At 61.6% G+C, this 26161-nt stretch carries 18 protein-coding genes, 2 tRNA genes and 3 rRNA genes; 9 read left to right on the top strand and 14 right to left on the bottom strand.

Annotated elements, in window-relative coordinates; all coding sequences use genetic code 11:
- Window positions 1-4 precede the first annotated feature (4 nt).
- From M0D43_RS13535 to M0D43_RS13515, 5 genes are read right to left on the bottom strand one after another with little or no spacing between them, the layout of a single operon-like run.
- Window positions 5-601, bottom strand: coding sequence for a cytochrome c oxidase assembly protein (locus M0D43_RS13535; RefSeq protein ID WP_252161804.1), 597 nt, complete (start codon window positions 599-601; stop codon window positions 5-7).
- Window positions 598-771 (bottom strand): hypothetical protein, encoded by a 174-nt coding sequence (locus tag M0D43_RS13530; RefSeq protein WP_101362397.1) that lies wholly within the window; start codon window positions 769-771, stop codon window positions 598-600. The genes M0D43_RS13535 and M0D43_RS13530 overlap by 4 nt, the downstream gene beginning before the upstream one ends.
- Window positions 752-2356, bottom strand: coding sequence for a cytochrome c oxidase subunit I (gene ctaD, locus M0D43_RS13525; protein ID WP_101362398.1), 1605 nt, complete (start codon window positions 2354-2356; stop codon window positions 752-754). The genes M0D43_RS13530 and ctaD overlap by 20 nt, the downstream gene beginning before the upstream one ends.
- A 39-nt stretch (window positions 2357-2395) precedes the next feature.
- A complete protein-coding gene (coxB, locus tag M0D43_RS13520; protein ID WP_252161803.1) occupies window positions 2396-3352 on the bottom strand; it encodes a cytochrome c oxidase subunit II in 957 nt (318 codons plus the stop codon).
- A gap of 16 nt (window positions 3353-3368) precedes the next feature.
- Window positions 3369-3845, bottom strand: coding sequence for a DUF2244 domain-containing protein (locus tag M0D43_RS13515; RefSeq protein WP_039432024.1), 477 nt, complete (start codon window positions 3843-3845; stop codon window positions 3369-3371).
- Window positions 3846-4121: 276 nt separating this feature from the next.
- Between M0D43_RS13515 and putA the strand changes: the two genes are divergently transcribed.
- Window positions 4122-7322, top strand: coding sequence for a bifunctional proline dehydrogenase/L-glutamate gamma-semialdehyde dehydrogenase PutA (gene putA / locus M0D43_RS13510; RefSeq protein ID WP_260807250.1), 3201 nt, complete (start codon window positions 4122-4124; stop codon window positions 7320-7322).
- Window positions 7323-7970: 648 nt separating this feature from the next.
- Here putA and rrf read toward each other — a convergent pair.
- The 6 genes from rrf to tyrS all read right to left on the bottom strand — a co-directional run bounded on the left by rrf (window position 7971) and on the right by tyrS (window position 15112).
- Window positions 7971-8085 (bottom strand): 5S ribosomal RNA (rrf, locus tag M0D43_RS13505).
- Window positions 8086-8256: 171 nt separating this feature from the next.
- A 23S ribosomal RNA gene (locus M0D43_RS13500) occupies window positions 8257-11139 on the bottom strand.
- Window positions 11140-11366: 227 nt separating this feature from the next.
- Window positions 11367-11443: transfer RNA gene (locus M0D43_RS13495), tRNA-Ile, on the bottom strand.
- Window positions 11444-11462: 19 nt separating this feature from the next.
- Window positions 11463-11538, bottom strand: a tRNA-Ala gene (locus M0D43_RS13490).
- 93 nt (window positions 11539-11631) lie between these two features.
- A 16S ribosomal RNA gene (locus tag M0D43_RS13485) occupies window positions 11632-13178 on the bottom strand.
- Together the 16S, 23S and 5S rRNA genes with 2 tRNA genes alongside form the textbook arrangement of a ribosomal RNA operon.
- A gap of 722 nt (window positions 13179-13900) precedes the next feature.
- On the bottom strand, window positions 13901-15112 hold the full coding sequence (gene tyrS, locus M0D43_RS13480) for a tyrosine--tRNA ligase (protein ID WP_252161801.1): 1212 nt from the start codon (window positions 15110-15112) through the stop codon (window positions 13901-13903).
- Window positions 15113-15282: 170 nt separating this feature from the next.
- Here tyrS and M0D43_RS13475 point away from each other — a divergent pair, with 170 nt between their 5' ends.
- Together M0D43_RS13475 and M0D43_RS13470 are read left to right on the top strand one after the other, a co-directional pair.
- A complete protein-coding gene (locus M0D43_RS13475) occupies window positions 15283-16701 on the top strand; it encodes a M23 family metallopeptidase (protein WP_252161800.1) in 1419 nt (472 codons plus the stop codon).
- A 382-nt stretch (window positions 16702-17083) separates the two neighbouring features.
- The gene (locus M0D43_RS13470) at window positions 17084-18217 is read left to right on the top strand and encodes an anhydro-N-acetylmuramic acid kinase (RefSeq protein WP_252161799.1); all 1134 of its coding nucleotides are present in this window, start codon (window positions 17084-17086) and stop codon (window positions 18215-18217) included.
- Window positions 18218-18248: 31 nt separating this feature from the next.
- On the opposite strand, the gene M0D43_RS13465 is transcribed toward M0D43_RS13470, so the two are convergent.
- The 3 genes from M0D43_RS13465 to M0D43_RS13455 all read right to left on the bottom strand — a co-directional run bounded on the left by M0D43_RS13465 (window position 18249) and on the right by M0D43_RS13455 (window position 20947).
- Complete coding sequence (locus tag M0D43_RS13465) at window positions 18249-18476, bottom strand: hypothetical protein (protein ID WP_047692723.1); 228 nt, start codon at window positions 18474-18476, stop codon at window positions 18249-18251.
- A gap of 58 nt (window positions 18477-18534) precedes the next feature.
- The gene (locus M0D43_RS13460; protein ID WP_252161798.1) at window positions 18535-19830 is read right to left on the bottom strand and encodes an AmpG family muropeptide MFS transporter; all 1296 of its coding nucleotides are present in this window, start codon (window positions 19828-19830) and stop codon (window positions 18535-18537) included.
- A 316-nt stretch (window positions 19831-20146) separates the two neighbouring features.
- On the bottom strand, window positions 20147-20947 hold the full coding sequence (locus tag M0D43_RS13455; RefSeq protein WP_252161797.1) for an exodeoxyribonuclease III: 801 nt from the start codon (window positions 20945-20947) through the stop codon (window positions 20147-20149).
- 125 nt (window positions 20948-21072) lie between these two features.
- On the opposite strand from M0D43_RS13455, the gene pyrE reads away from it, so the two are divergent.
- From pyrE to M0D43_RS13425, 6 genes are all read left to right on the top strand, one after another.
- Window positions 21073-21732 (top strand): orotate phosphoribosyltransferase, encoded by a 660-nt coding sequence (gene pyrE, locus M0D43_RS13450; protein WP_252161796.1) that lies wholly within the window; start codon window positions 21073-21075, stop codon window positions 21730-21732.
- 22 nt (window positions 21733-21754) lie between these two features.
- Complete coding sequence (locus M0D43_RS13445; protein ID WP_252161795.1) at window positions 21755-22435, top strand: hypothetical protein; 681 nt, start codon at window positions 21755-21757, stop codon at window positions 22433-22435.
- A gap of 115 nt (window positions 22436-22550) precedes the next feature.
- Complete coding sequence (locus M0D43_RS13440) at window positions 22551-23348, top strand: ParA family protein (RefSeq protein WP_101364379.1); 798 nt, start codon at window positions 22551-22553, stop codon at window positions 23346-23348.
- Window positions 23348-24277 (top strand): ParB/RepB/Spo0J family partition protein, encoded by a 930-nt coding sequence (locus M0D43_RS13435; RefSeq protein WP_252161794.1) that lies wholly within the window; start codon window positions 23348-23350, stop codon window positions 24275-24277. The genes M0D43_RS13440 and M0D43_RS13435 overlap by 1 nt, the downstream gene beginning before the upstream one ends.
- A gap of 35 nt (window positions 24278-24312) precedes the next feature.
- The gene (locus M0D43_RS13430; RefSeq protein ID WP_101364380.1) at window positions 24313-24621 is read left to right on the top strand and encodes a helix-hairpin-helix domain-containing protein; all 309 of its coding nucleotides are present in this window, start codon (window positions 24313-24315) and stop codon (window positions 24619-24621) included.
- A gap of 204 nt (window positions 24622-24825) precedes the next feature.
- The gene (locus M0D43_RS13425) at window positions 24826-25791 is read left to right on the top strand and encodes an SDR family NAD(P)-dependent oxidoreductase (RefSeq protein ID WP_252161793.1); all 966 of its coding nucleotides are present in this window, start codon (window positions 24826-24828) and stop codon (window positions 25789-25791) included.
- Window positions 25792-26161: the final 370 nt, after the last annotated feature.

Below are 26161 nucleotides of genomic sequence, written 5' to 3'. Positions count from 1 at the left end.
AGAATCAGGGCGCGGCGCGCGGTACGCCGGACGTACCACCGCCCTGCAGTTCCGAGGTCAATGGGTCGTTGCGATAGAACGTGTAGGACAAGGTAATCGTGGTGACTTCCGGCGGCAGTGCGGGATCGACGATGAAACGCAGCGGCATATCGCGTGTTTCACCGGCCTGCAAAGTCTGCGCGGTGAAGCAGAAGCACTCGGTCTTGTTGAAATAGCCCGACGCACGCGCAGGTGCAACCGATGGCACCGCACTGCCCACCACCGCCCGCGCGCCATCGTTGCGCGCAAAATACAGCGCTTCGTTGAGCTCGCCTGGCACCACATCCATCGTCATCTGCTCGGGATGGAAGGTCCACGGCAGTTTGGAATTGACCCCGCCGTCGAACTCAACGCGCACCGTGCGCTTACCGGCGGCGGGTGGCGCGCCTGCGTTTGCGCGGCTGCTGCCGGGAGCGCGTTCCATGCGAATTCCAAACACTTTCTCGCAGGCGATCCGGTACAGCGGCACCAGAGAGAACGTCAGCACGAACACACCCAGCACCACGCCCAGCAGCTTGAACAAGCCTGCCGTCGGTGCATGTGTGGGCACGCGTGCACTCACCGACCAATGACTCCCGAGGCAATGAAGCCTGCATAGATCAGCAGTGCAATGATGCCGAACGTGATCGCAGTGCGACGCACGGCGCGGCGCTGCTGCGCCTGCCGCTCGGCTGCAGATAACAGACGCGTCACCGCCGGCTCCGAGGCGGACTCAGTGACCGATGTCTTCATGCGCAAGATCTCCAGGCTTGATCACCGGCGGCACGGTGAAGGTATGCGCCGGTGCAGGCGACGGCACGGTCCATTCCAGGCCCTTGGCGCCTTCCCAGGCGCGCGCGTCTGCCCGCGCGCCGCTCCGCAGCGAGGCCAGCAAAATGCCTGCCATCAGGAACGGCGTGACGAACATGCCGAACGCACCGATCGAACTGACCATGTTCCAGTCGGCGAACACCACGTTGTAGTCGGGAATGCGCCGCGGCATGCCGGCCAGGCCAAGGAAGTGCTGCGGGAAGAACAGCAGGTTGACGAAGATCATCGTCCACCAGAAATGGAACTTCGCCAGCGTCTCGTTGTACATGCGGCCGGTCCACTTCGGCCACCAGTAATACACCGCCGCAATCAGTGCGAACACCGCGCCTGTCACCAGCACGTAATGGAAATGCGCCACCACAAAATAAGTATCGTGATACTGGAAATCGGCAGGTACGATCGCCAGCATCAAGCCGGAAAAACCCCCGATGCTGAAGAGAATCACGAACGCCACGGCCCACAACATCGGCGATTCGAAGGTCAGCGAGCCTTTCCACATCGTGCTGACCCAGTTGAACACCTTCACCCCAGTCGGAATGGAGATCAGCATCGTGGCGAACATGAAATAGATTTCGCCACCGAGCGGCATGCCCACGGTGAACATATGGTGCGCCCACACGATGAAGCTCAGGAATGCGATCGCTGCGATGGCGTACACCATCGCCTGGTAACCGAACAACGGCTTGCGGCTGAAGGTCGGGATGATCTCGCTGACCACGCCGAACGCCGGCAGGATCATGATGTACACCTCGGGATGCCCGAAGAACCAGAAGATATGCTGGTACATCACCGGGTCGCCGCCACCGGCCGCATTGAAGAAACTGGTGCCGAAGAATTTGTCGGTCAGCAACATGGTCACTGCGCCTGCCAGTACCGGCATCACCGCAATCAGCAGGAAAGCGGTAATCAGCCACGCCCAGCAGAAGATCGGCATCTTCAACAGATCGATGCCCGGCGCGCGCATGTTGAGCACGGTGGCGATGATGTTGATCGCGCCCATGATCGAACTGACACCGGCCACATGGATCGCAAAGACGCTGAAAGCGACGTTGTATCCGCCTTGCAGCGACAGCGGCGGATACAGCGTCCAGCCGCCGGCAGGCGCGCCGCCGGGCAGGAACAACGTCAGCAGCAACAAGGTAAAAGCGACCGGCAACAACCAGAACGACCAGTTGTTCATGCGCGGCAGCGCCATGTCCGGCGCGCCGATCTGCAGCGGAATCATCCAGTTCGCCAGGCCGACGAAGGCCGGCATCACGCCGCCGAAGATCATCACCAGCGCATGCACGGTGGTCATCTGGTTGAAGAATTCCGGTTTCACGAACTGCAAGCCGGGCTGCATCAATTCGGCGCGAATCACCACGCTCATCGCCGCGCCGATGATGAACATCACGAAGGAAAACAGCAGGTACAGCGTGCCGATGTCCTTGTGATTGGTCGAGAAAAACCAGCGCTCGACGAAACCGGGCTGGTGGTGTCCGTGGTGATCGACTGCGGTATGCGCCATGACGGAACGACCTCTACGAAGCGGTGCGGTTGCGGGCGATTAAAGAGCGGCGGTCGGTGCGGCGGCCGGAGCAGGCGAAGCGGCTGGAGCGGCCTCGCCGGCAGGCGGTGCTGCAGGTGTGGACTCCGGCGCCGGGGTTCCGGCCGGTGCGGCAGGCGCTGCGCCGGCACTGCGACGGGCCGCCAGCCAGCGCTGGAATTCGGCCTTGGGCAGCGCTTCCACCACGATCGGCATGAAGCCATGATCCTTGCCGCACAACTCGGCGCACTGCCCGCGATACACGCCCGGCTGCTCGATATTGGTCCATGCCTCGTTGACGATGCCGGGGATCGCGTCCTGCTTCCAGCCAAGGGCCGGCACCCACCACGCATGAATCACGTCGTCGGCGGTGATCACGAAACGGATCTTGGTGTTGACCGGCAACACCAGGCGGTTGTCCACGTCCAGCAGGTAATGCGGTTGCGATGCAGCGGTCGGACGCTCGCCACTCTGGCGGATGCGATCGGATTCGCGCGCCAGCCGACTGGTGAATTCCACGCCCTGGCCGAGATACTCGTATTTCCACATCCACTGATAGCCGGTCACCTTGACCGTCATTTCCGATTCGCGGGTGTCGTACATCGCAATCAGCTTTGCCGTCGCCGGCCAGGCCATCGCGATCAGTACCAGCACCGGAATCACCGTCCACAACACCTCAGCGGTGGTGTTGTGACTGAATTGCGCAGCCACCGCGCCTTTGGACTTGCGGAACTTGAAGATCGCATAGCCCATCACCGAGAACACCAGCGCGGCAATCACCACGCACACCCACAGCGCCACCATGTGCGCCTCGTAGGCCATGCGCGCGGTCTGGGTCACCCCGCGCCCCATGTTGAGCTGCCATTCCTTGGGATCGGCCGATTGCGCCCAGGCGGCCGGTGCGCTCAGCAGCGCCGCCATCGCCAGGCCCACGTGTGTGTAAGTGCTCATCGACTTCCAGCTGCTGCGTTGCGTCATTGCCTAGACCCTTACGTCATCGGTGACGGCCATTGGCGGCCGCGAGCAAGCGTTTCAGCGTAGTTGCCAGTTCCACACGTTCGGCCGGCCCGAGAAAACTTCCGATCTCGATCTGCTTGCCGCTGCTGACCAGCAACACCCTGTCGTCACGCTCCATGCATAACCGCACCCAATGCGGATGTGCCTGAAACGCTGGTGGCGCATGCCCGGACGGAAACACCTCGACAACGGTTTCCCCCACCCGGATCGCTTCTTCGCGCTCGCCACTTCGCCACAACGTCCGTAGCGCCAGCGCCACCACACCACTGTGCACCAAGGCGAACACCGGCGCGAACGCATTGCCGGTCCACCACCCCAGGCCTGCAAACAGCCACATCATTCCTGCCAACACTGCGAACAGCTGCACAAATTGCCTGGCCGACAGTGCCCGCGGAGGCCGCAACCGCAGCTGCGTCCCAACCCCTTCGGACATCAACGGCAGCACTTCGATCATAGAAAGCACGCAGCGCACTGCGGGAATAGCCCGATGGTAGACCCGCGCCAACGCATGCGGCAAGCATTTCCGGCGATCAAAGATTTGCTGCAGTGCAACTAAAAATGCGCGTAAATCAATCACTTCCGAATTCCGCGGCGAAGGCCGTGCAGAAACCCTGCGACGCGCGCAGACGACAACGGCATGCACAAAACGGCGGGAAAGCCGCCGCTTCCACACAAGTGCGCACGCCATGCAGCTCACTAGAATGAGAAAGGAATCCAAGGCACCTTTCGCATGAACGCTCAGCTCGACCCGCTTGCCTCCACCTCAGTCGTGCGCCCGCTCCTGGCGCCCGAACTGCCCGCCGCACCTGGCGCATTGCGTGCTGCCATTACCGCTGCCTGGCTCAAGGACGAAACCGAGCACGTGCGTGAGTTGCTCGACCAGGCCCGCCTGCCCGCCGCTGAGCAAGCCAAGGTGCAAGCGATCGCTGCCGATCTGGTCACCCGTGTGCGTGCACGTGCGCAGGACCAGGGCGCCATCGAAGCCTTCATGCGCCAGTACGACCTGGGCAGCGAAGAAGGCGTGTTGCTGATGTGCGTGGCCGAGGCGCTGTTGCGCATTCCCGATCAGGACACCGCCGACAAGCTGATCCGCGACAAGCTCGGCGATGCGGATTGGAAGAAGCACATGGGCGGCAGCGACTCGGTGCTGGTCAACGCATCGACTTGGGGCCTGATGCTCACTGGCAGGCTGGTGCAACTCAACGACCTCACCCGCGCCGATGTACCCGGTGCCTTCAAGCGCCTAATCGGCCGCGTCGGCGAGCCGGTGATTCGCCTGGCCGTGCGCCAGGCCATGAAGATCATGGGCCACCAGTTCGTCATGGGCCGCACCATCGGTGAAGCGCTGTCGCGTTCGCGCAAGGGCGACAACGCCAACTATCGCTATTCGTTCGACATGCTCGGCGAAGGCGCGCTTACCATGAAGGATGCGCGGCGCTATCTGCAGGCGTATCGTGACGCCATCCATGCGATCGGCCGCAGCGGCAACTTCGTTGGTACCGACGTGTTCGCCGCGCCCAGCATCTCGATCAAGTTGTCGGCGCTGTATCCGCGTTACGAACATGCCAAGCGCGCCCGCGTGATGGCAGAGCTGGTACCTGGCGTCCTGGAGCTTGCGCAGTTGGCCAAGTCGTATGGCATCGGCTACACCGTCGACGCTGAAGAAGCCGACCGCCTGGAACTGTCGCTGGACATCATCGAAGCCACTTTCTCCGATCCGTCGTTGGATGGCTGGGAAGGCTATGGCCTAGCGGTGCAGGCGTATCAAAAACGCACGCCGTACACGATCGATTTTCTTGCAGATCTCGCCCGCCGCGTTGGGCGACGCATTCCGGTACGCCTGGTCAAGGGCGCGTACTGGGATGCGGAAATCAAGCGTGCCCAGATCGAAGGGCACCCCGGCTACCCGGTGTTTACCCGCAAGCAAAATACTGACGTGTCGTATCTGGCTTGCGCACGTCGCATGTTCGCGCACAACGATGCGCTGTATCCGATGTTCGCCACGCACAACGCGCAGACCATTGCGGCGGTGCGTGCGATTGCTGCAGGCAAGACCTACGAGCACCAGAAGCTGCACGGCATGGGCGATGACCTGTATGCCGAAGTGATTCCGGCCGATCGTCTCGGCCTGCCATGCCGCGTGTATGCACCGGTCGGCTCGCACGAAGATCTGCTGCCGTATCTGGTGCGTCGCCTGCTGGAAAACGGTGCCAATTCCAGCTTCGTCAATCGCATCACCGATGAAGATGTCGCCATCGAAGACCTCATCCGCGACCCGGTCGAGGCCGTCTCGTCGTTCACCTCCTTTCCGCATCCCAAGATTCCGCTGCCGGCCGATTTGCTGCGCAGTCAGAACCAGAACAGGAAAAACTCCATGGGCGCCAATCTCGCCAACGACAACGATCTGCGCCAGCTGGCCGAGCAACTCAATGCCGCCATCAAACCCTGGAAAGCCACGCCCTTGGTGCCTGGTGCGCTGACCAGCACGCCTAGCCAAGCGGTGTTGAATCCGGCGGATCGCCGGGAGACGGTTGGGCAGTGGCACCCGGCTGATCCGGACACCGTGCAGAAGTCGCTGGCCAGCGCTGCGGCCGCCCAACCCGCGTGGAACCGCACACCTGCAGCGAGCCGCGCCACCATCCTCGAGCATGCGGCCGATGTACTTGAAGCGCGCATGCCCGAGTTCATGGCGATCTGCGTCAAGGAAGCCGGCAAGACGCTGCCCGACGCAGTGGCCGAAGTCCGCGAGGCGGTCGATTTTCTGCGCTATTACGCCGGCCAGGCACGCGCACAGTTCGGTGCGCCTGAGCGACTGCCCGGGCCGACCGGCGAATCCAACGAACTGCAACTGCATGGCCGTGGCGTGTTCGTCTGCATCAGTCCCTGGAACTTCCCGCTGGCGATTTTCCTCGGCCAAGTCGCTGCAGCGCTGGCCGCCGGCAACACCGTGATTGCCAAACCTGCCGAGCAGACCAACTTGATTGGCTTTGCGGCAGTCAAATTGCTGCACGAAGCCGGCGTACCGGAAGCGGCGGTGCAGTTCCTGCCCGGCGATGGCGCTACCGTGGGCGCTGCACTGACCAACGACCAGCGCGTGGCGGGTGTGGCGTTCACCGGTTCCACCGAGACCGCACGCATCATCAACCGCACCCTGGCCGCGCGCGATGCTGCCATCGGCATCTTGATTGCCGAGACCGGGGGCCAGAATGCCTTCATCGCCGACTCGTCGTCACTGCCCGAAGCAGTGGTCAAAGACGCGATCTCCAGCGCCTTCATCTCCGCCGGGCAGCGTTGCTCCGCGGCACGCGTCCTGTTCGTCCAAGACGACATCGCCGACAAGGTCATGACCATGCTGGCCGGCGCGATGGGCGAATTGAAGATTGCAGATCCCAGCCTGCTCTCGACCGACGTTGGGCCCGTGATCGACGCCGATGCGCTCAAGATTCTCGACGATCACGCTGCACGTATGGATCGCGAAGCGCGCTTGATTGGAACTACCACGCTGGACAGCGCCACCGCGCACGGCAGCTTCTTCGCTCCACGCGCCTATGAGCTGACATCGCTGGCCCAGCTGCAGCGCGAAATTTTCGGGCCGGTTCTGCACGTGATTCGCTGGAAAGCCGACCAGCTCGACGCCGTCATCGACCAGATCAACGCGACTGGTTACGGCCTCACCTTGGGCGTGCATTCGCGTATCGATGAAACCATCGACCGCATTACCTCGCGCGTGGCGGTCGGTAACGTCTACGTCAATCGCAACCAGATCGGCGCCGTGGTCGGCGTACAACCCTTCGGCGGTCAGGGCCTGTCCGGCACCGGCCCCAAGGCTGGCGGCCCACATTACCTGCTGCGCTTTGCGACAGAGAAGGTCGTTACCGTCAATACCACCGCGGCCGGTGGCAATGCCTCGCTGCTGACATTGGGCGATTAATGATCTCACCGATCATGGGCGACTGATCCTTTGCGGCTTGCAGAGGGCGCAGCATCGGATCAACAAAAACCCCGCCAAGGCGGGGTTTTTGTTGGGTGTGCATTGCTCGGCTCGTACGCCGAGCGCTCCATCAGTAAACATAAAATTTCAGCACTACATGCTACGGCGAAGGTTCACCGAAAGTAGTTGCGCAAGTGTTCAAGCCTTAGGGCTAGGGAGGTGAGCGGCGCGCGGGGAACAACGCAGGTTGATGCCCGCATCAATCCAAGCCGCTGCCCGGGCGACGTCGTGCGGCCCTCTGATTTCTACCCCTAGCTTTTAAAGAAGAAGTCGAATCACATCCAGCGCGTCGTTCGAAAGCATCCATCACTGGCTCAACGTTTCCGCTCAAAGCCTGCGCCGTTACCAGACGTCGTTACCAGACTGCAGGCGTCAACCGGCGCGCGGTGTTAACGGAGTTTCTGTTTCGGCCTGCTGACTGGAAGTTTCCGGAGCCTTATCAGGCAACTTGCTGCCACTGTTGCGGCACTTCAGCTGCCGCATCTTGCCTGCCTGAGGGTTGCTGACTTCGCCTGTGGGCGGACTTATCGACGTGTAGCCAAAAAAAGAAACCCTCAATCCTGATGGACTGAGGGTTTCGGGTAAAGCCCCTGGCGATGACCTACTCTCGCATGGCTTGAGCCACACTACCATCGGCGCAGCTGCGTTTCACTTCCGAGTTCGGGATGGGATCGGGTGGTTCCACAGCGCTAATTTCACCAGGGAGACGGTTGGAGCGTCGCCAGTTGGAGCTTCCTCAAACGTGGGCACATTGCTGTGCAAGCGTTTGCGTGTGGAAGCACCTACGGCGCTCGTCTCGCATAGTTAACTTGTGACGTAGCTTGCATTTGATGATCTACCAACGTTCGTTGGGACCAAGGCAACTTGAGGTTATATGGTCAAGCCGCACGGATCATTAGTATCAGTTAGCTCAATACATTGCTGTACTTACACACCTGACCTATCAACCACGTAGTCTACATGGTTCCTTTAGGGGGCTTGTGCCCCGGGAAGTCTCATCTTGAGGCGCGCTTCCCGCTTAGATGCTTTCAGCGGTTATCGCTTCCGAACATAGCTACCCGGCAATGCCACTGGCGTGACAACCGGAACACCAGAGGTTCGTCCACTCCGGTCCTCTCGTACTAGGAGCAGCCCCTCTCAAACTTCCAACGCCCATGGCAGATAGGGACCGAACTGTCTCACGACGTTCTGAACCCAGCTCGCGTACCACTTTAAATGGCGAACAGCCATACCCTTGGGACCGACTACAGCCCCAGGATGTGATGAGCCGACATCGAGGTGCCAAACACCGCCGTCGATATGAACTCTTGGGCGGTATCAGCCTGTTATCCCCGGAGTACCTTTTATCCGTTGAGCGATGGCCCTTCCATACAGAACCACCGGATCACTAAGACCTACTTTCGTACCTGCTTGATCCGTCGATCTTGCAGTCAAGCACGCTTATGCCTTTGCACACAGTGCGCGATGTCCGACCGCGCTGAGCGTACCTTCGTGCTCCTCCGTTACTCTTTAGGAGGAGACCGCCCCAGTCAAACTACCCACCATACACGGTCCCTGATCCGGATAACGGACCTAGGTTAGAACGTCAAGCACGACAGGGTGGTATTTCAAGGATGGCTCCACTGCAGCTAGCGCCACAGTTTCATAGCCTCCCACCTATCCTACACAGACGAACTCAACGTTCAGTGTAAAGCTATAGTAAAGGTTCACGGGGTCTTTCCGTCTTGCCACGGGAACGCTGCATCTTCACAGCGATTTCAATTTCACTGAGTCTCGGGTGGAGACAGCGCCGCTGTCGTTACGCCATTCGTGCAGGTCGGAACTTACCCGACAAGGAATTTCGCTACCTTAGGACCGTTATAGTTACGGCCGCCGTTTACTGGGGCTTCGATCAAGAGCTTCGCCTTGCGGCTGACCCCATCAATTAACCTTCCAGCACCGGGCAGGCGTCACACCCTATACGTCCACTTTCGTGTTTGCAGAGTGCTGTGTTTTTGATAAACAGTCGCAGCGGCCTGGTTTCTGCGACCCTCTTCAGCTATAGCTCGCATGAGCCACCAAAAAGGGTGCACCTTCTCCCGAAGTTACGGTGCCATGTTGCCTAGTTCCTTCACCCGAGTTCTCTCAAGCGCCTGAGAATTCTCATCCTACCCACCTGTGTCGGTTTACGGTACGGTCTTCGTGAGCTGAAGCTTAGGAGCTTTTCCTGGAAGCGTGGTATCAGTGACTTCGCCATAAAGGCTCGTCTCGGTGCTCGGTCTTAAAGGATCCCGGATTTGCCAAAGATCCAAACCTACCGCCTTTCCCCGGGACAACCAACGCCCGGTACACCTAACCTTCTCCGTCCCTCCATCGCACTCACGCGAGGTGCAGGAATATTAACCTGCTTCCCATCGACTACGGCTTTCGCCCTCGCCTTAGGGACCGACTAACCCTGCGTCGATTAACGTTGCGCAAGGAAACCTTGGGCTTTCGGCGTGCGGGCTTTTCACCCGCATTATCGTTACTCATGTCAGCATTCGCACTTCCGATACCTCCAGCGGACTTCTCAATCCACCTTCGCAGGCTTACGGAACGCTCCTCTACCGCGCATAAAACCGAAGTTTTATGCACCCCAAGCTTCGGTTCACTGCTTAGCCCCGTTAAATCTTCCGCGCAGACCGACTCGACCAGTGAGCTATTACGCTTTCTTTAAAGGGTGGCTGCTTCTAAGCCAACCTCCTGGCTGTCTATGCCTTTCCACATCGTTTTCCACTTAGCAGTGAATTTGGGACCTTAGCTGTGGGTCTGGGTTGTTTCCCTTTTCACGACGGACGTTAGCACCCGCCGTGTGTCTCCCGGATAGTACGTACTGGTATTCGGAGTTTGCAATGGTTTGGTAAGTCGCGATGACCCCCTAGCCATAACAGTGCTCTACCCCCAGTAGTATTCGTCCGAGGCGCTACCTAAATAGCTTTCGAGGAGAACCAGCTATCTCCGGGTTCGATTAGCTTTTCACTCCTAATCACAGCTCATCCCCGTCTTTTGCAACAGACGTGGGTTCGGGCCTCCAGTACCTGTTACGGCACCTTCACCCTGGCCATGACTAGATCACCCGGTTTCGGGTCTACTGCCCGCGACTATGCGCCCTTATCAGACTCGGTTTCCCTTCGCCTCCCCTATACGGTTAAGCTTGCCACGAACAGTAAGTCGCTGACCCATTATACAAAAGGTACGCAGTCACTCTTGCGAGCTCCTACTGCTTGTACGCACACGGTTTCAGGATCTATTTCACTCCCCTCTCCGGGGTTCTTTTCGCCTTTCCCTCACGGTACTGGTTCACTATCGGTCGGTCAGGAGTATTTAGCCTTGGAGGATGGTCCCCCCATATTCAGACAGGGTTTCACGTGCCCCGCCCTACTCGTCTTCACTGGAGTGGCCCTTTTAAATACAGGGCTATCACCTTCTATGGCCAATCTTTCCAGATTGTTTTTCTAAAGCCATTCCAGCTTAAGGGCTGTTCCCCGTTCGCTCGTCACTACTTAGGGAATCTCGGTTGATTTCTTTTCCTCCGGTTACTTAGATATTTCAGTTCACCGGGTTCGCTTCCAGCAGCTATGAATTCACTGCAGGATACTGCCGAAGCAGTGGGTTTCCCCATTCGGATATTGCCGGATCAAAGCTTGTTGCCAGCTCCCCGACACTTTTCGCAGGCTACCACGTCCTTCATCGCCTCTGACCGCCTAGGCATCCACCGTGTGCGCTTATTCGCTTGACCATATAACCCCAAGTTGCCTCAGGGTCACATGCCGTGTTGTGTGGGGTACAAAGCCACCAACGCGAACATACGACTCAATTATTTAGGGACTCGAAGTCCCCGCCTTAGCCTCAACGACACGTTTAGATAGATATCTCAAACGCTCGCTACGTCACAAGTTATAAAAGAACATGTCTCAGCCTCAACGCTGAGCCATATAAATTCTTAAGTGTGCACTACATTCAGAGTGGTGGGTCTGGGTAGACTCGAACTACCGACCTCACCCTTATCAGGGGTGCGCTCTAACCACCTGAGCTACAGACCCGAAGTCTTTTCACTCAATATGGTGGAGCCTGTCGGGATCGAACCGACGACCCCCTGCTTGCAAAGCAGGTGCTCTCCCAGCTGAGCTAAGGCCCCAAAAGGGACTTCGCATACCGACCTGTGCCGGTATGAATCTCTGAATGCAGGTAATTTGTGAGGACGCCCGACAAGACGATGACGTCATGCTCAAAAGGAGGTGATCCAGCCGCACCTTCCGATACGGCTACCTTGTTACGACTTCACCCCAGTCATCGGCCACACCGTGGCAAGCGCCCTCCCGAAGGTTAAGCTACCTGCTTCTGGTGCAACAAACTCCCATGGTGTGACGGGCGGTGTGTACAAGGCCCGGGAACGTATTCACCGCAGCAATGCTGATCTGCGATTACTAGCGATTCCGACTTCATGGAGTCGAGTTGCAGACTCCAATCCGGACTGAGATAGGGTTTCTGGGATTGGCTTGCCCTCGCGGGTTTGCAGCCCTCTGTCCCTACCATTGTAGTACGTGTGTAGCCCTGGTCGTAAGGGCCATGATGACTTGACGTCATCCCCACCTTCCTCCGGTTTGTCACCGGCGGTCTCCTTAGAGTTCCCACCATTACGTGCTGGCAACTAAGGACAAGGGTTGCGCTCGTTGCGGGACTTAACCCAACATCTCACGACACGAGCTGACGACAGCCATGCAGCACCTGTCTCACGGTTCCCGAAGGCACCAATCCATCTCTGGAAAGTTCCGTGGATGTCAAGACCAGGTAAGGTTCTTCGCGTTGCATCGAATTAAACCACATACTCCACCGCTTGTGCGGGCCCCCGTCAATTCCTTTGAGTTTCAGTCTTGCGACCGTACTCCCCAGGCGGCGAACTTAACGCGTTAGCTTCGATACTGCGTGCCAAATTGCACCCAACATCCAGTTCGCATCGTTTAGGGCGTGGACTACCAGGGTATCTAATCCTGTTTGCTCCCCACGCTTTCGTGCCTCAGTGTCAGTGTTGGTCCAGGTAGCCGCCTTCGCCACGGATGTTCCTCCCGATCTCTACGCATTTCACTGCTACACCGGGAATTCCGCTACCCTCTACCACACTCTAGTGACCCAGTATCCACTGCAATTCCCAGGTTGAGCCCAGGGCTTTCACAACAGACTTAAACCACCACCTACGCACGCTTTACGCCCAGTAATTCCGAGTAACGCTTGCACCCTTCGTATTACCGCGGCTGCTGGCACGAAGTTAGCCGGTGCTTATTCTTTGGGTACCGTCAGAACAACCGGGTATTAACCGATTGCTTTTCTTTCCCAACAAAAGGGCTTTACAACCCGAAGGCCTTCTTCACCCACGCGGCATGGCTGGATCAGGCTTGCGCCCATTGTCCAATATTCCCCACTGCTGCCTCCCGTAGGAGTCTGGACCGTGTCTCAGTTCCAGTGTGGCTGATCATCCTCTCAGACCAGCTACGGATCGTCGCCTTGGTGGGCCTTTACCCCGCCAACTAGCTAATCCGACATCGGCTCATTCAATCGCGCGAAGCCCGAAGGTCCTCCGCTTTCACCCGTAGGTCGTATGCGGTATTAGCGTAAGTTTCCCTACGTTATCCCCCACGAAAGAGTAGATTCCGATGTATTCCTCACCCGTCCGCCACTCGCCACCCATAAGAGCAAGCTCTTACTGTGCTGCCGTTCGACTTGCATGTGTTAGGCCTGCCGCCAGCGTTCACTCTGAGCCAGGATCAAACTCTTCACTTAAAATTACATGTCCGAAGACAAATACTTTAGCTGCAGAAGTTCAACCACTGACAACTTATCGCTTGCAAAGCAATTAATATGTTGCTTTTTGATTAAACGTCTGCAAGATGGACAATCATCCTTCCTGCAGGCGTCCGCACAAATTACCTGCGCACACTGTCAAAGAACATTGGGAAGTGGCCTCAGCGCCGTTCCCGTCAGCTTCGTCGTTTCCGTCGAAGCGAGCCGCCCATTATAGCGGGCTTTTTCTTGCCGTCAACACCTTGTTTCGAGGTGGGTGACGCTGCTTCGTTTCGACCCGAAGGCTTTCTGCGAAGCGAGCCGGCCATATTAGCAGGCTTTTCATCCTCGTCAACCCCTCGTGAAGAGGACGTTGCCGCCGCTGCACTTCATCCGCTGTAGCGTCTTTCCGTGTAGCGAGCCGCACATCATAGCCGGCTTTTCCATTTCGTCAACACCTTAATTTCAAGGAATTTTCGAACCCTTTCGCTCTGGTTCCGCGTTTGCGGAGTCCGTTACGTCGGGGGAGGCGAACTATATGCCCGCAAAGGGATTTTGGGAAGCTTTTTGTGAAAAAAATTTCACGAAGTCGTCAAATACTTGCACTGGCACTCACTTGATCTCGCAGGACATGCATGCAGGCCGATCCGGCAGCTGCAGCACTCTAAATAGAGCACCACAGCAGCGAGCAGGCGTTGCGGCTATGCAGCACCAGCCAAGGCTCAACCAGTAATCAGCGACACACGGGCGAAATTGCGTTTGCCGACCTGGATGACTGCCTCGAATCCTGGAGCGAACACGCGGCCGGCGTCCTCGATCAGCTCTCCGTCGATCTTGACTGCACGCTCCTTGAGCTTGCGATTGGCCTCCGAATTGCTCGGCGTGAGCCCGGTAGCCGTCAGCAGACTGGCAATCCGCAGTCCTTCCATTGGAACCACGACCTCCTGCAGCGGCAACAGACTGGTGTCGCCCTGCCCCGTCACCACGGCGTGCCAGCCGGCGATCGCCTGTTCGGCGGTGGCCGCATCGTGGAAACGCGTCGTCAGTTCGCGGGCCAGGCGTAATTTGACATCGCGCGGATGCAGCTCACCGGAGGCGACCTGCTCTTTCAGGCGAGCCGCTTCGGCCACGCCGATGTCGAAAGACAACAGATCGATCCAGCGCCAGGTCAGCTCGTCACCGATCTTCATGGTCTTGGTGACGATGTCGATGGCCGGCTCGTTGATGCCGATGTAGTTGCCCAGCGACTTGGACATCTTGGCAACGCCGTCCAGACCTTCCAGCAGCGGCATGGTCAGCACGACCTGCGGCGCCTGGCCGTAATGTTCCTGCAGGCCACGGCCCATCAACAGGTTGAACTTCTGATCGGTGCCGCCCAGCTCGACGTCGGCCTTCAAGGCCACCGAGTCGTAGCCCTGCACCAATGGATAGAGGAATTCATGGATGGCGATCGGCTGCTGGCCGGCAAAGCGCTTGGCGAAATCGTCGCGTTCGAGCATGCGCGCCACGGTGTGCTGGGCGGACAGCTTGATCATGTCGGCAGCGCTCATCTGGCCGAACCACTCGGAGTTGAAACGCACCTCGGTGCGCTCGCGATCCAGGATCTTGAAGACCTGCTCTTCATAGGTGCGGGCATTGGCCAGCACATCGTCGCGACTGAGCGGCTTGCGGGTGGCGTTCTTGCCGCTGGGGTCGCCGATCATGCCGGTGAAGTCGCCGATCAGGAAGATGACTTGGTGACCCAGCTCCTGAAACTGCCGCATCTTGTTGAGCAACACGGTGTGGCCCAGGTGCAGGTCCGGCGCCGTGGGGTCGAAGCCGGCCTTCACCCGCAGCGGCACGCCCGACTTCAGCCGGGCTTCGAGCTGATCGAGCTTGAGAATCTCGTCGGCGCCACGGCCGATGAGAGCGAGGGATTCTTCAATAGTGGCCAACCACGGACTCCAGCGGCGTTTGCCGTCAACAACGTGAATAATGTTAAACGCGGGTTAATTCCGCGCCAAGTGAAAATAATGAACAGGCTCAATGGTTTGACGCGCTGTTACAGGCTGTCTATGGTACCGGCGATTGGGCTCGCACTTCGAGCCAGCGAGGAAATCCAACGATGCAGAACTCAGAGCAGGGCCGTGCACGCAAGCGGCGCTTCCAAGAACGCCTCCACGTCCTCCACGACACTGCACTGCATCGCAAGCTCAAGGCGCATCTACCGGCGGCATTCAACGACCGTTGGACGCGCCGTCACTGGATCCACGCCAGCCTGTTCGCGACCATCGGCGCAATGGTCGCGACGATCGTGCCAGGCTTTTCCAACGCCATCGATACTCCCCTCTCCAGCCATTCCACGCTGGCGTTGCCGCTGCCGCCACTGGTGCCCAGCCGCAAGCAGTTGGCCCCGAGCGCGGCATGGGAAATCCTGCAGGTCAAGTCGGGGCAGACGCTGAGCACGTTGTTCGGGGAGTTGGGAATCCCGACCGCGGTGATGTATCAGGTGCTGGCGCATCCTGGGACCAAGGAGGCGTTGACCAAGCTGCGTCCGGGAACCGAGATTGCGTTCGACATGCCGACGCCCGGTGAGTTGCGGGCCCTGCGCTTCGACCGCGACGACAGTCATCGGGTGGAATTGCGCCTGCTGGGCGACAGCGTGCGCGAGAAGGTGACCGAGCGCGCGACGACCACGCGCACGGTGGTGGCCAGCGGCGAGATCAACAGTTCGTTGTACGCATCGGCCGGCAAATCCGGTCTGTCGCCGGCAGCTGTTGCGATCATGACTGACGAGATCTTCAAGTACGACATCGACTTCGACAAAGATTTGCAGCCCGGCGATCGTTTCAGCGTGGTGATGGACGAAACTTGGCGCGAAGGTGAGCGGATCAGCACCGGCGACATCCTGGCAGCGACGTTCACCACCGGCGGGAAAACCTATACCGGCTTCCGCTTCGAGCGCGCTGGCAAGCCGGCCGAGTATTACGACATCACCGGCAGGCCGTTGAAGAAGAGTTTCATCCGCATGCCGGTGGCCTATAGCCGGATCAGCTCCACTTTCGGTGCGCGCATGCATCCGGTGCTGGGCACCATGCGCATGCACAAGGGCGTGGACTACGCGGCCGCCTCGGGTACGCCGATCATGGCGGCCGGCGATGCGCGGGTGGTGTTCGTCGGCACCCAGCGCGGTTACGGCAACGTGGTGATCCTGGATCACGGCAAGAACTACAGCACGCTTTACGGGCACATGTCGCGCTTCGGCAAGATCAAGGCCGGCCAGCGCATCAACCAGGGCACGGTGATCGGCTATGTCGGCATGACCGGCATGGCAACCGGTCCGCATCTGCATTACGAATTCCGCGTGGCCGGGCAGCAGCGCAACCCGATGTCGGTGACGATGCCGCCACCGGAGCCATTGCAGGGCGCCGAACTGGCGGCCTTCCGGGCACAGACGGCGCCAGCCATGGCCCGCATCGAAGGTATGGAGAAGCTGATCTACGCCGATGCGGGCAAGCCTGCCAAGAGCAAGCCGCGCGGATGAGGGCTTGCGGCTGGACAACTGCGCTAACCTTTGAAGTGGTTGTACAGCGCAGGTCCGCAGAAGCCGACATCGCATGGAGTGATGCCGCGCGGCGAGCTGCCGTGCAGGCTTTTGCTGCACCCCACTCTGCGCAGTGACGTCCGCGACTTCACACACCCGGCGTTCGGCCTGACCTGTCGCCGCGTATGCCATGGACGCGATCCTCAGAAATGCCTGCGGCTTGCGGGCAAGCTCGAAGCCTCCGTGCTCGTCGGCAGCGCACGTAGCGAAGTTACCGGTGCAGCGATGATTTCCCGTTGCGCATCTGCTGCGAGAGGCAAGACCAGTTGACGGACCTGGCCCAGCTGCACAAGCTGGCCGACCGTGCACATCTGGCTTCGGCATGCCTGTCCTGGAACACCTTGATTCCCTTCTTTACCTGGGCCTGATGTCAGGCACCAGCGCCGACGGTATCGATGCCGCACTGGTGCGCTTTGCCGACGACACGCACCGCCGCTGCGAATTGGTGGCCGGGACGACGGTGGCGTGGGAGCCGCAGTTGCGCGAGACCTTGGTGGCACTCGGCCAGGGCGCCGAGACCGTGGCCATCGATGCGCTGGGCCGATTGGATGCACAGGTGGGGTTGGCATTCGCGGCGGCCGCCAATCAGTTGATCCGCGACAGTGGCGTGGAGCGCCGAGAGATTCGGGCGATCGGCTCGCATGGGCAGACCATCCGCCACCGGCCCAAGGCCGACCCGGCGTTCACCTGGCAGATCGGCGATGCCAGTCGAATTGCCGAGCACACCGGCATCACCACGGTGGCCGATTTCCGCCGTCGCGACGTGGCCGCGGGCGGCCAGGGTGCGCCGTTGATGCCTGCCTTCCATCTGGCAATGCTGGGCGCAGGCGACGAAGACCGCGCCGTGCTCAATCTGGGCGGAATCGGCAATCTGACCTTGATTCCACGCAATGGCGCGGTGCTGGGATTCGATACCGGCCCGGCCAATGCGCTGCTGGATAGCTGGTGCCAACGCCATCACGGCACGCGGTTCGATGCCGAGGGTGCGTTTGCCGCCACCGGGCGCGTCGATGCGGCGGTGCTGCAGGCGCTGTTGGCGGACCCATGGTTTGCGTTGCCACCGCCCAAGAGCACCGGGCGCGAGCAATTCCATCTGGACTGGGCCTTTCAGGCAATGGGCAGCGCGAGGTTGGATGCAGCCGATGTGCAGGCGACCTTGCTCGAACTCACCGCGGCCAGCGTGGCCGATGCCCTGCTGCGGATGCAGCCAACCACGCGCCGCGTGCTGGTGTGCGGCGGCGGCGTGCGCAACCGGGTGCTATTGGCGCGACTAGCGGCGCGGCTGCCGGGTGTGGTGGTGGAATCCAGCGCGCGACACGGGCTGGACCCGGATTATCTGGAGGCAATGGGCTTTGCGTGGCTGGCAGCCGAGCTGCTGGCCGGACGCGCAGCCAATCTGCCATCGGTGACCGGAGCAGCCGGGGCCCGGCTGTTGGGAGCGATCTATCCGGCGTAAGCCGGTTAGCCTGGACGGAGCTGCTGCAGCGCTACGGGTTATTTCCCGCCGGCAGCGCCTTGAGCGCGGCAATCGCTTCGGCCAGCGCATCGACCTCCGGGTGCTGCAGGCCGCCGGTCACTTCGTATTCGCTGGCGAACAGGCCTTGTTCGAGCAGATGCATGACGGTCTGGTGCTGGGTCCAGCCACGTGCGACGGAAATGCGGCGGATACGGTCCACCAGCAGCGGATCGATGTCACGCAATACCAGATCGGTCATGCCCTGCCTCGTGCAATGCGCTGCCCCGCGGGCATCATCGGCAACCTTTGCGGACGTTTCAATCCGGCCGCCGGTCGTGCGCCAACAGCCGCGGCCACAACCAGGCCAGCAGCATTAAGGTGGGAATGACGGTCAGGGCGCTGAGGATGAAGAAGGTGCTGTAGGAGGTCGCATTAATCACGGACCCGGAGACGGCACCAGCGAACTTGCCCGGCACATTGGCCAGCGAGACCAGCAACGCATACTGGGTGGCCGTGAAGTTGCGGTCGGTCAGCGAGGACATGAAGGCCACCAGCACCGAGGCGGCAAACCCCTGGAACAGGTTGTCGGCGCTGAGCGCCGCATAGAACGCCCAAAGCTTGCCGGGGTTGTGCGCCATCAGCAGGAACGCCAGGTTGGACAAAGCCACCCCCAACGCGGCCACCAGCAGCATGCGGCGGAATCCGAATGCGGCGACTGCGGCACCGCCAGCGAAAGCACCGACGATGCCCATCCAGACGCCGAACAGTTTGGAGACCGTGGCGATATCGGCTTTGGTGAAGCCCGAATCCAGATAGAACGGCCCCGCCATGACGCCGATCACCTGGTCGGGAAACCTGTACAGGCCCACGAACAGCAGCAGCGCGATGCCCAGCGCCAGCCCATTGCTGGAGAAAAAACTGGAAATCGGTTGCCAGAAGGCACCTGAGACATCGACGCGACGCACCACGGTCGCCTCGGGACGGTCGGGCTCGCGGCATAGCAAGGTGGTGACGATCGGCACCAGCATCAGTGCGGCCATGCCCACGTACGCCCATGTCCAACCAAGGTATTCGGCCATGTACAGCGCGCCCGCGCCGCCCAGGATCAGCCCGATGCGGTAGCCCAGCGTGTAGGTCGCCGCCAACGCAGCCTGCGCGGCATCCGGGGCGACTTCAATGCGGTAGGCATCCACGACCGAGTCCTGAGTGGCACCCCAGAACGAAGCGAACAGCACCCAGCCGACCAGGCCGGCCACACTCAGATCCGGGCGTGAAAATGCCAGCGCGAACAGACCGATGGTGACGCCGATCTGCGCCACCAGCAGCCACGAGCGACGGCGACCCAGAAACGCCGTAAGCGGGAACGCATAACGGTCGATCAGCGGCGCCCACAGGAACTTGAGCAGATAGAAGAAGCTGGCCAGGCTGATGAAGCCGATGTCTTGCAGGTCCAGCCCTACGTCGCGCAATCGGACGGACAAGGTCTGCGAGGCGATCAGCAGGAACGGTAACCCGCTGCCGAAGCCGAGCAGCGCCATGGTCGCCGCCGATGGCGTGGCGAAGGCGCGCTGGATGCCGCGCCAGCCTTTATAGGTGGGTGCGGGCTTGGTCATGCGTCAAACCGGTGAGAGCGAACGCCAGTGGCTGAGGTGGGCAAGGCAGACGGCACCACTGCATGCAGCGCGCCGTCGACCACAACCATCGCCGCCGACGTCATGCCTTCGACGGTGTGTGCGGCACGGCGGCGACGCACGGCCCCGACGAGGAACGCCTTGCTCGCCATTGACAGGCCGCGTGATGGCGACCGAGGGCCACCGCGCGCGCTGTAGTGCCCGAGGCGGAGCCGGGTGACGATGCTGCCAGCAAGGCTCTCGCCCTGTTCAGTAAAACCTTGGCGCGCTGTTGCGCAAACCACAGCCTTCGCCTGCCTCACTGCGCGTAATCCACGATGTACGGCGCGTGGTCGGAGAAGCGTTCTTCGCGGTAGATCGAGCAGGCCTTCAAGGTGTCGCGCAGGCCGGGGGTGACCAGTTGGTAGTCGATGCGCCAACCGACATTGTTGGTGCGCGCGGCGCCGCGGTTGCTCCACCAGGTGTAGTCCTGGCCTTGCGGATGCAGCACGCGGTAGCTATCGACCCAGCCGCGGCCTTCGGCGGGGTTAGCGTCATCTGGCGCATCGGCGCACAGGCCGTTGAGCCAGTCGCGCTCGGGTGGCAGGCAGCCGGAGTTCTTCTGGTTGGATTTCCAGTTCTTGATGTCCAATGCGGTGCGCACGATGTTCCAGTCGCCGCACAGCACGTACTGGCGGCCACTGGCCAGCCACTCTTCCAGGATCGGCCGTAGCCATTCCATGACCTGGAACTTGTAGCCCTGGCGCAACTCGCCCGAGGAACCGGAGGGGATATAGAAAGACACCACGCTGAGGTTGCCGAAGCGCGCTTCGATATAGCGGCCTTCTTCGTCGAACTCGGGCCAGCCCAGCGCGGTCCGCACCTCATCGGGCTCGTGCCTGCTGTAGATCGCCACACCGCTGTAGCCCTTCTTGGTGCTGGCGTCGCGGAACCAGGCCTTGTAGCCGGTGGGCAGGAAGTCCGGTCCGGCCAGTTGGTGCTCCTGGGCCTTGGTCTCCTGCACGCACAGCACATCGGCGTCCTGAGCGGCGAACCAGGCGAAGAAACCCTTGCTGGCGGCCGAGCGCAAGCCGTTGGCGTTAAAACTGATGATGCGCATAGGCCGGGAATGGGGAGTCAGGAATGGGGAATCGTAAAGCCTACCCCAGCGCAGCGGCGAAGGCTGCCAAGGCGCGATGCGTTTACCATTCCCGATTCTCCATTCCCCATTCCCCATTCCCGTCAATGACAGACCACCGCACCCGTTTCCTACAGCTGGCCCTGGGCGCCGATGCCTTGCGCTTTGGCGAGTTCACGCTCAAGTCCGGGCGGCTCAGTCCGTACTTCTTCAATGCCGGGCGCTTCGACTCCGGCGCCAAGACCGCGCAGCTGGCGCAGTGCTATGCCGATGCGATCGATGCGGCCGGGGTGGACTTCGACCTGCTGTTCGGCCCGGCCTACAAGGGCATCCCCTTGGCGACCGCGCTGGCATGCGCCTACGCCGGGCGCGGGCGCGACCTGCCGCTGGCGTTCAACCGCAAGGAAGCCAAGGACCATGGCGAAGGCGGCACCCTGATCGGCGCGCCGCTGGCCGGGCGCAAGGTGTTGATCGTCGATGACGTGATCACCGCCGGCACCGCGATCCGCGAGGCGCTAGGGATCATCCGCGCCGCCGGCGGCATCCCGTCCGGGATCGTGGTGGCGCTGGACCGGCAGGAGATCGCCTCCGAGCAGGACCGCCGCTCGGCCGCGCAAGCGGTAGCGGCCGAGGCCGGCATTTCGGTGATTGCGGTGGCCAACCTGGGCGATCTGCTTGCTTTTGCGGCAGGAAACGCCGACCTTGTGGACTTCCGGGAACCGCTGTTGGCCTATCGTGGCCGCTACGGAACCGATACCACAGGCTGATGGCAGGCGACAGGGGGCTGCGATGATGCCGATACACACACGCTTGGCGTTATCCGCCGCCGTTGCGGCGGCTGTCGCTGCAACATTCGCTGTGGCCGCACCGGCCAGGGCACAAGACAAGACGGCGGCCAAGAAGCTGTATTGCTGGAACCAGAATGGCGCCCGTGTGTGCAGCGATACGCTGCCGCCGGAGGCGGTGAACCAGGCGCGCGACGAATTCAACGTCAAGAGCGGCATGCGCAGCGCCGAGGTGCAGCGCGCGATGAGCAGCGACGAGCGCGCTGCCGCCGCGGCCAGCGAGCAGCAACGCCAGGCCGATCTGGCCGCCGAGCAGATGCGCCAGCGCACCGACCAGGCCATGTTGATGTCGTATCAGAGCGAGGACGACCTGCGCCGGGTCTTTAACGAGCGCATCGCCATCGTCGACAACAACATCCACACCGCGCGCTTCAACGTGACCAGCCTGCGTGAAGGGCTGGCCAGCATGTTGCGCGCCGCCGGCGACCGTGAGCTGGCCGGCCAGGCCGTGGCCGACAAGCTGGCAGCCGACATCCAGCAACGCCATCGCGATTTGATGGCGCAGTTGCGTCTGCAGATCAGCTTCGAGCAGCAACGTGTGGCGCTGGATGGCGAGATCGCCGACATCCTGCAGCGCTACCGGGCCATGAAGGAGCCACCCGGCGGCGCCTCGCCCACCGGCTGAACCGCACGGGCGGCATTCCCGCTCGCCCGATGCGCCGCTGCGGGCGGCATTTCCCGATCCGACGCCCTGCCCGCATAATGGCCGGTCTTACTCTTCGCCCACGAGGCTCTCCCGCATGGCCCGGATCATCGCCATTGCCAACCAGAAAGGCGGCGTCGGCAAGACCACGACCGCAGTCAATCTGGCGGCCGGCCTGGCGCGCGCGCCCAAGCGTGTGTTGCTGGTGGATCTGGACTCGCAGGGCAACGCCACCATGGGCAGCGGCATCGACAAGCGCGATGTGGCCGCCTCCACCTGCGACTTGCTGCTGGGCGAAAACACCGCCGCCGAGATCCGGGTGACCGCACCGGAAGGCTTCGACCTGCTGCCGGGCAACATCGACCTGACCGCTGCCGAGATTCAGTTGATGGACCAGGGCGAGCGCGAGCAGCGGCTCAAGCGCGCCCTGACGCCGATCCGCGACGAATACGACTTCATCCTGATCGACTGCCCGCCGGCGTTGTCGCTGCTCACGCTCAATGCATTGACCGCGGCCGATTCCATCATCGTGCCGATGCAGTGCGAGTACTACGCGCTGGAAGGGCTGACCGCGCTGCTGGAAACCATCGAAGCGCTGCGCGCCAATCTCAACCCGGGGCTGGAAATCGAAGGCGTGCTGCGCACCATGTTCGATATCCGCAACAACCTGGCCAATGCGGTGTCGGCGGAGCTGACCGAGCATTTCGGCGACAAGGTGTTCCGCACCATCGTGCCGCGCAATGTGCGCCTGGCCGAGGCGCCCAGCCATGGCCAGAGCATCGTTGGTTACGACCGCACCTCGCGTGGCGGGGTGGCTTACCTTGGGCTGGCCGGCGAGATCGTGCGCCGCCAGAACGACCGCAACAAGGCCGTCCGGCCGGTGGAGACCGTCTGATGAACAAGCCGATGCCCGCAAAGAAGCGTGGCCTGGGCCGTGGCCTGGAAGCGCTGTTGGGACCGAAGGGCGCAGCCGCCGCCGCAGCGCCAAGCGCCGCCAGCGAAGACGCGTTGCAGCCGGGCGATAGCTTGCGCCAGTTGCCGGTGACCCAGTTGCAGCCGGGCAAGTACCAGCCGCGTCGGGAGATGGACGAGGTCAAGCTGGCCGAGCTGGCGGAGTCGATCAAGGCGCAGGGCGTGATCCAGCCGATCGTGGCGCGCGAGTTGGCGCCCGGGCAGTTCGAGATCGTGGCCGGCGAACGCCGCTGGCGCGCCTCGCAGCTGGCCGGGCTGACCGAGGTGCCGGTGGTGGTGCGCGAGCTGGACGATCGCACCGTCATCGCGATGGCGCTGATCGAAAACATCCAGCGCGAAGACCTCAATCCGCTGGAAGAAGCGCAGGCGCTACAGCGGCTGATCGACGAATTTTCGCTGACCCACGCCGAAGCCGCCGGTGCGGTGGGGCGTTCGCGTGCGTCGGTCTCCAACCTGCTACGGTTGCTGGAATTGCCGATGGCGATCCGCGTGCTGCTGGAAACCCGCCGCCTGGAAATGGGCCATGCGCGTGCGCTGCTCACGCTGGCGCCGGAATTGGCCAGCAAGCTGGCGCAGGAAGCGGCCGACCAGGGCTGGTCGGTGCGCGAAGTCGAACACCGCGCGCAGCAGTTCGCCGCCGGCAAGGTGCCCGGCTCGCTGCGCAAGGGCAAACCGGCGCCGGTAGCCCCACAGGCCGATATCGCCTCGCTGGAAACCGAACTGTCCGAGTCGCTGGGCACCAAGGTGGTGTTCAATCACGGCCGCGGCGGCAAGGGCAAGCTGGTGATTCATTACACCGATCTGGACACGCTGGACGGCGTGCTCGAACGCCTACGTCTGCAGCGCAGCTGATCGCTGTTGCGCATCCAACTGGATCCTCGCCGGCCATGAATCCCGCCAAGGTGGACCGCCAGCATCTGCTGCAGCTGACCGACCTGCCCAACGTCGGGCCGGCCTGCGAAAAGGATCTACGTCTGATCGGCATCCGCGTGCCTGCGCAGCTGCGCGGTCGCGATGCCTACGACATGCATGCACAGCTGTGCCTGCGCACCGGCGTACTGCACGATCCGTGCGTGATCGATGTGTTCCTGTCGATCGTGCGCTTCATGGAAGGCGAGGCGGCGCAGCCGTGGTGGAATTTCAGCGCCGAACGCAAGGCCAAGCTCGCCAGCGAAGCACCGCTCGCCCTGCGGTGAACGAAGACGCATGACGCGCTGTAGCCTTTATTCTGAGCACCGCATGAGCGGCGACTATTGCCAATCGCGTCTGGCGCGCTGCGCACCGCAGGCGCATCAACGGCATCAAAACGCCGACACCGCACGCGGCCCTGTCTGCGGCGCGCCGCACCTGCAGATCCGTTGCGCCGGCCTTTTGTTTACGTATTTCCCAGGATCACAGCCATGACCATTCTCGTCACCGGCGCTGCCGGTTTCATCGGTGCTTACACGTGCCGCGCGCTGGCGGCACGCGGCGAGGCGGTGGTTGGGTTGGACAACTACAACAGCTACTACGATCCGCAGCTCAAGCACGACCGCGTGGCGGCGCTGTGCGCCGGCATCGATATCCGCACGCTGGACCTCACCGATCGCGACGGCCTGGCCGCATTGTTCGATGAGATCCAGCCAACCCGCGTGGTGCATCTGGCTGCGCAGGCAGGGGTGCGGTATTCGCTGGAAAACCCGTCTGCCTACGTCGACAGCAACCTGGTTGGCTTCGTCAACATGCTCGAACTGTGCCGGCACCGGGGCGTGCAGCACCTGGTATATGCGTCCAGCAGCTCGGTGTACGGCGATTCGGCCACGCCGCCGTTTTCCGAAGACCAGCGTGTGGATCAGCCGCGCTCGTTGTACGCGGCGACCAAGGCGGCCAATGAGCTGATGGGGTACACCTACGCGCAGCTGTACGGGCTGCGCGCGACCGGGCTGCGCTTCTTCACCGTGTACGGGCCGTGGGGCCGCCCGGACATGGCACCGTTGATCTTCAGCCGCGCGGTGCTGGCGGGGCGGCCGATCGAGGTGTTCAACCACGGCAAGATGCAGCGCGATTTCACCTTCGTCGACGACATCGTGTCCGGCGTGCTGGGCGCGCTGGACACGCCCAGCAGCGAGCCGGTGCCGCACCGGGTGTTCAACCTGGGCAACCACACGCCGGTGGAGCTGGAATATTTCATCGACGTGATCGCGCAGGCCGCCGACCGCCCAGCCGAGAAGGTCTACCGGCCGATGCAGCCAGGCGACATGATCCGCACCATGGCCGATACGCAGCGCGCGCAGGCGGCGTTCGGGTTCGATCCGGCTACCCCGGTCGAGCGTGGATTACCGCAGGTAGTGGCCTGGTGCCGGCAGTATTTCGGCGAGCGCGCCTAGCGCTCGTTGGGGGTTGCTGGGACAGGCAGGTCTGCGATTGAGGGCGCGCAGCGGGAGTTTGGCGGCTGCCGTGCGCTGTCGGCTCAAGGCGTGGCGTCGCATGGACCTCACGGCCATTGCCGCCCTGAGAGCCCCTGTGCGCGAGGCAACAACGCAGCGTGCGGTGCAAGGTTCCTGCGCTACTGCGCTGAAGAGATCCGGTGTGCCTCCTAGTCCGCATGCCGTTTGCAGCCTTCCTGCGACCAGCCTGCGTGCTACGGACCGCTTTCCCGCTCCTGCAGTGCGCATAACGCGCGCATGCTTCATGCCTGACTCAGAGAGTCAGGGCACAATGCGCGATCTTTTTCGTTCAGCCTTCATCCGGCCACCC

This window comes from Xanthomonas prunicola, from assembly GCF_025266575.1.
In the GTDB taxonomy this organism is placed as follows: domain Bacteria; phylum Pseudomonadota; class Gammaproteobacteria; order Xanthomonadales; family Xanthomonadaceae; genus Xanthomonas; species Xanthomonas prunicola.
The sequence above is the reverse complement of the archived record's forward strand: the minus strand, read 5'-3'. Positions and strand labels throughout refer to the sequence as shown.